We start from the raw sequence: 5,030 nt of genomic DNA on the forward strand, positions 1-5,030 counted from the left end.
CAATAATTAACCTCCACTACCAAGGTCGGCTGCGTGCGATTCAGGTACATTTTTCTCCTGCTCAATTGGGAGATGAATTGACCAATGAGCAACTATTACTCAATTTCCCCGAATTACTGCCTTTATAGTCTTAATTTTGCCATTATGCTGCGCCAAGTAACGACAATCCTTTTAATTCTTACCCTTTGTTGCACAACGGTGGCCTGTGGTTCGTCGTCAAATCAAACTCAGTCACCGTCAGCTAATAACAGTAGTGTAAGACGAGAATCCAATCAGGTTAGTAGCGGTCGCTACGAGGTGCAACAAGCTACCTACGATGATGGAGATGGCACTTATACCCTAATGCTGTTAAACACCCCTGGGGGGACTTCTCCCCTCTTTCGCACCACTAACCTGCAAATGGCTAGATTAACCGAGGAGGATACCGCTAAAGGGGAAAAAACTGCGGTGGAAATCAACGGCGATCAGGCTACCCTATACATGACCGAAGATTTTAAAATTGAGTATGTCCATAATGTCACGGAAGTGCGGAACAATCCCCAAACCGGACAACAAGAAACCGTGGTGATTCGGCAAGAATCGAGTTTTTGGAGTCCTTTTTTCGGTGCTGTTGCTGGTCAAGCTTTGGGTAGTTTGCTCTTTCGTCCTCAATACTACGTTCCTCCCCTCTATACTCCGGGAGGTGTGATGACCGGTTTTGGTGGTTACGGTTCCACCTATAATCAGGCAGTAGATCAATACCGGACTAAACATAATAGTCCACCTCCGGCGGTCAAAAACCGGCAAACTCTCCGTTCTACTGGCAATTTACGTCGTTATCCTAGTAATACTCCCTCTAGTCCCAATCGCAGCACCACCACCACAAAACCCAGTGGTTCCGGTTATGGTTCGAGTACCCTGAAGAATTCGGGTAAATCTGATAATGTCAAACGTTCTCCTAGTTTCGGTTCCTCTGGTTCCCGTCGTACCCCTAGTCGCAGTGGTTTCGGCAGCAGCAGACGCGGCCGACGTTAGGAGGATTTGACTGGAGTGGTGGAAGATTAACCCTGTCTTCCCCACCTCAGAGATTGGGGATGGCAACTACTTAGGGTTTGCTGAAAAAATCTAAAAACCTTGTTGGATAAGGTTTTTAGACTTTTTCCCCCCCAAAAAGTGCCGACCATTGGAGTGATCGGGGAAAAATTCAGTTACTTTTTCTCTGAAAATTAGGTAATTGACCACCTGAAAATGGGTAAAACCCTACACCCCACACCCCACACCCCACACCCGACCCCCACGAAAAACTTTTTGCCGCAGACCCTACTTAAGAAGCAACCATTTTGCGAATTTCCGAATAGAAAACCGTTTGGCGATCGCCATTAGCCGACTGGATAATACTGGTACGCAATCTCAGATTAGGACTAGCAAACCAGATTCTTTCCTCGATACGATGGTGATTGTCCTCGATGGTTAAAGTCAAAGCTTGATCGCTTCTGAGATGATATTCTCCCAGCGCTGCCGATTTACCGTCCGATGTGATTAATTTTCCTTGCCAAGAATTTTCTGAGGGTAGCCAAACTAAATAGCTAGAACCGATTTTTTTCGGTTGTCCATAGTCCACGGAATTATCCCAAGTCGCTTTCCATCCCCCCAGACTGGCCTGGGACTGACAGTTATTTCCTAAACATAGTTGCACCACATCGGCAGCATCGGCAGCCAGCAAATCGATGGTGATTTCTGCTTTATTATTGGCAACTTTTTGGGCAGCTAATTGATAACTGGTACGCTGGGAAAACCATTTCCCCGCACAGAGATTAATAAATTCTTGAATGTCCATGAATGGCTGTAGGCAAAGATCGATCGCTCTGGAAGAATAGATTATTTATTCTATCCTATCCCTAGACGTTGGCCAATTTTTGCAAGGATAAACGGGCCGCTTCGCGCACTTGTGGGTGTTCGTCTTTGACCAAAAATTTTAAGGCTGCGATCGTTTTTTCCGCAGGAAGCTGGCCTAAAGCTTCCGCTAATCGCTGCCGGATTAACCAGTCATCGGAGTTAACAAAGGTTAAAAGCTTCTCGACGGTTTCCACTGCTTTGATTTCACCAAGGGCAGCAATAGCGGCCTGTTGAATAACCGCTTCGTTACTATCGAGGGCCGATAATAACACCTGTTTAGCCCGAATATCGCCCAAATTGCCCAAAGCGACGGCGGCACTAAAGCGGACTAACCATTGCGTGTCTTCGTAAAAAGCCCTCTGTAGGGGTTCAAAAGCGCGAATATCTTCTAAATAACCTAAAGCTCCCGCAGCATCGGCGCGAATGCCATAATCGGCATCATTGGCTAACAAATCTACTAGGATAGGAAAGCATTCCTCGGTTTGTTTGACTCCCAAAGCAAAGACAGCCATCGATCGCACCGGCAGCATTTCATCATAAAGGACTTTTTTGATCAAGGGTACAGCCTCCTCCGGGGCCACTTCTCGCAGGGACGCCAAGGCCAGCAGACGATCTTTAGAGTTGCTGCTTTCTAACTGGAGGGCAATGCTTTTTATATCAGGCTTACTCATTTTTGTCAATCACTTGTAATATTTCTTTAATTCTAACGCAATTGTTTCTAAGTCAGCAGCCTTAGGGGACTGAAACAGCTAATTTCTGTCTGTTACAGTGTTTCTCATAAAGATGAAGTGTAATCTAATTTGGTATGGAAGACCGATTGCCGAAAACGAAAACTTCGTACCTGCTCATTAAGATAACTGCTCTAACTAATATCCTTAACAATAGGATTAATTTAGCTTAAACCTCCTGTAAAAGTAAGTTTTCGAGGTGCTATCGGCTCAAAATATTGAAAACCTCAGATAAATTTGACATAATCTTGGGTTTTATGGACAGAATAGTTGTCTCTTGTCTTTTTTCTCCTCCTGTAAACCGTCTCGGAGTCTCCTCACGGAAGATTTTTGATTTTTGCAGGAACTCTCTTAAACAAGTTGGGGAAGTGGTTCTACAAAAATTAACTTTATTTATGTTTAAAATGCTATCATGAGGCTTGCATCGTAGATTTCAGTAGGTATTGAGAAAACCATGACTATTTCTGGCAATAAAATTACAGAAAGCATTATTAACAAGCTACAGGAAATTCCTTTAGATAAACAAAAACAAATCTTAGAATATGTAGAAGCTCTGACGGAGGAAAAGGAGCCGTCATCTTCCCAGAAAAAACGAGTCTTTGGGTTGCATCAGGGAAAAATTTGGATGAGTGATGATTTCAATCAACCCTTACCCGATAACTTCTGGAATTTTGACTCATGAATATTCTCTTAGATAGTCATACTTTAATCTGGTTTTCCCAGAATTCTCCTCAGCTTTCCTCATCAGCAATTGAGATACTAGAAGATAGAAATAATCTTCTTTTCTTGAGTTTGGTCAGAGTCTGGGAAATACAGATCAAGGTACAGTTAGGCAAATTAAATTTAGATATTTCTCTCTCGGAAATAGTTAAAGATCAAACTAAAATTAATGATGTGCAGATTTTACCCATGAAATTATCTCATATTTGGACATTAGACACCTTACCTTATTATCACAAAGATCCCTTTGATCGTTTATTAATTTCTCAAGCAATTACAGAAAACTTAATTATCCTAGGCGTTGATTCTGTTTTCGATTCTTATCCCGTAGAAAAAATATGGTAAAAAATGTCGTTTTTTTTCTTTTTGTTACCGTTTACAAAATTTCTAAACACTCAAGGATAAAACTCACAATTGAGATTAATAATTATGCGAAAAACTACCCCTGTCTGGTTAAAATTTCCTCTATTGATGTTAATATAAGATAGTGATCAAATTCCCGAATCAAAGGATAAGAGAGATGGAGTTTGATCCTTGCTAATAAAATTAGCAATAGACGGTTTAAATGCAGTACAGCTTATTAACAATTCTGATTAATTTTTTATTAGTATAACTTCGGTTGACGGAATTGATAAACATCAATGATCGCCTGTACCCAACCATTAGCAACGGATTCTAATAATCGATCGCCTTTTTCTTTACTTGCATTAGTAGCATCTCCCATCACTCCACTTTTAGTTAATTCCTTAGTTAACCAAGCAAAGGGTAATTTTCCTTCCATAGTTAATAAACTATTTTCTGGCAAACCTTGGGGATATTCTCGGACAGCCCGCTCAATTTTGACCTGTTCTGGCAGTAATGATAACATAATGCTAGTTTCCACATCTCCTGCATGAATACCGTATTCTAATTCATATCCCGAGAATAATTCAGCCGCATTGTGGGGAACTCGCCAAGTGAAAAAAGGAAACACTAAAAAATCGGTATATTGTTGATGAATATCCCTAGCGGCAATTTCCATAACTTGCGGTTGTCCGCCGTGGGAGTTCATTAATACTAACTTACGAAACCCCGAACGATAGAGACTTTCAGCTATCTCTTGAATGAGGGTTAATAAGGTTGTTGCCGAGAGGGTAATCGTGCCGGGGAAAGACCAATGTTCGTTAGATTTTCCGTAGTAGAGACAGGGTAAAGCAAAGGCGGGAACATTTGTATTTAATTTCTCGAAAGCTTTGCCTAAAACCCCTAAACTAATGGCAGCATCGACGGCAATAGGGAGATGGGGTCCGTGTTGTTCGATCGCACCGATGGGTTGAATAATTACCACATTTTCCTTATCTGGCATTGAATCTATATCGGTCCAAGTAAGATAGGGAAAATAACGATGAGGGGGAATAAAACCGTGCATCATAATTTTATTGGGGGTGAGGGATTAGGGTTAGGGGAAAAATAACGGTTTATTTGCTAATTTTACCACTAATTCTTGGCAAGGTTGCCAATCGTCTTCATCGGTAATGGCTTGCCAAACCGAATCCATCTAGCAACAAAACCTGTTTCATTAATTATGGTTTGCTGAATAAATCTAAAAACCTTGTTGGATAAGGCTTTTAGACTTTTTTTCCCTGAAAAAGTGCCTACCATTGGAGTGATTGGGGGGAAAATTTAGGGATTTTTTCCCTGAAAATTAGGTAATTGACCACCTGAAAA

At 41.5% G+C, this 5,030-nt stretch carries 7 protein-coding genes; 4 read left to right on the forward strand and 3 right to left on the reverse strand.

What is annotated here, in order from left to right:
• Window positions 1-128, forward strand: a 128-nt coding sequence (locus PX484_RS19125; protein WP_288105153.1) for a DUF1517 domain-containing protein, incomplete at its 5' end; no start/stop codon positions are given.
• Window positions 85-1,014 (forward strand): hypothetical protein, encoded by a 930-nt coding sequence (locus PX484_RS19130; protein WP_287670532.1) that lies wholly within the window; start codon window positions 85-87, stop codon window positions 1,012-1,014. The genes PX484_RS19125 and PX484_RS19130, both read left to right, overlap by 44 nt.
• Window positions 1,015-1,303: 289 nt before the next feature.
• On the opposite strand, the gene PX484_RS19135 is transcribed toward PX484_RS19130, so the two are convergent.
• Window positions 1,304-1,816 carry a phycobiliprotein lyase gene (locus PX484_RS19135; protein WP_002803148.1) on the reverse strand — a complete coding sequence of 171 codons (513 nt, stop codon included), beginning with the start codon at window positions 1,814-1,816 and terminating at the stop codon, window positions 1,304-1,306.
• Between the two features lie 61 nt (window positions 1,817-1,877).
• A complete protein-coding gene (locus PX484_RS19140; protein WP_002803147.1) occupies window positions 1,878-2,546 on the reverse strand; it encodes a HEAT repeat domain-containing protein in 669 nt (222 codons plus the stop codon).
• Window positions 2,547-3,057: 511 nt separating this feature from the next.
• Between PX484_RS19140 and vapB the strand changes: the two genes are divergently transcribed.
• Window positions 3,058-3,285, forward strand: coding sequence for a type II toxin-antitoxin system VapB family antitoxin (gene vapB / locus PX484_RS19145; RefSeq protein ID WP_287767582.1), 228 nt, complete (start codon window positions 3,058-3,060; stop codon window positions 3,283-3,285).
• Window positions 3,282-3,668, forward strand: coding sequence for a type II toxin-antitoxin system VapC family toxin (locus PX484_RS19150; RefSeq protein ID WP_287767584.1), 387 nt, complete (start codon window positions 3,282-3,284; stop codon window positions 3,666-3,668). The genes vapB and PX484_RS19150 overlap by 4 nt, the downstream gene beginning before the upstream one ends.
• A gap of 259 nt (window positions 3,669-3,927) precedes the next feature.
• On the opposite strand, the gene PX484_RS19155 is transcribed toward PX484_RS19150, so the two are convergent.
• Window positions 3,928-4,734 (reverse strand): creatininase family protein, encoded by an 807-nt coding sequence (locus PX484_RS19155; protein ID WP_287767587.1) that lies wholly within the window; start codon window positions 4,732-4,734, stop codon window positions 3,928-3,930.
• Window positions 4,735-5,030: the final 296 nt, after the last annotated feature.

The organism is Microcystis sp. M49636_WE2, assembly GCF_030065375.1.
GTDB classification, from domain to species: domain Bacteria; phylum Cyanobacteriota; class Cyanobacteriia; order Cyanobacteriales; family Microcystaceae; genus Microcystis; species Microcystis aeruginosa_C.

Bases quoted from the DNA above. Each gene is read 5' to 3' on its own strand.
- PX484_RS19130 (WP_287670532.1), top strand. From the start codon at position 85: ATGAGCAACTATTACTCAATTTCCCCGAATTACTGCCTTTATAGTCTT.
- PX484_RS19135 (WP_002803148.1), bottom strand. From the start codon at position 1,816: ATGGACATTCAAGAATTTATTAATCTCTGTGCGGGGAAATGGTTTTCC.
- PX484_RS19140 (WP_002803147.1), bottom strand. From the start codon at position 2,546: ATGAGTAAGCCTGATATAAAAAGCATTGCCCTCCAGTTAGAAAGCAGC.
- vapB (WP_287767582.1), top strand. From the start codon at position 3,058: ATGACTATTTCTGGCAATAAAATTACAGAAAGCATTATTAACAAGCTA.
- PX484_RS19150 (WP_287767584.1), top strand. From the start codon at position 3,282: ATGAATATTCTCTTAGATAGTCATACTTTAATCTGGTTTTCCCAGAAT.
- PX484_RS19155 (WP_287767587.1), bottom strand. From the start codon at position 4,734: ATGATGCACGGTTTTATTCCCCCTCATCGTTATTTTCCCTATCTTACT.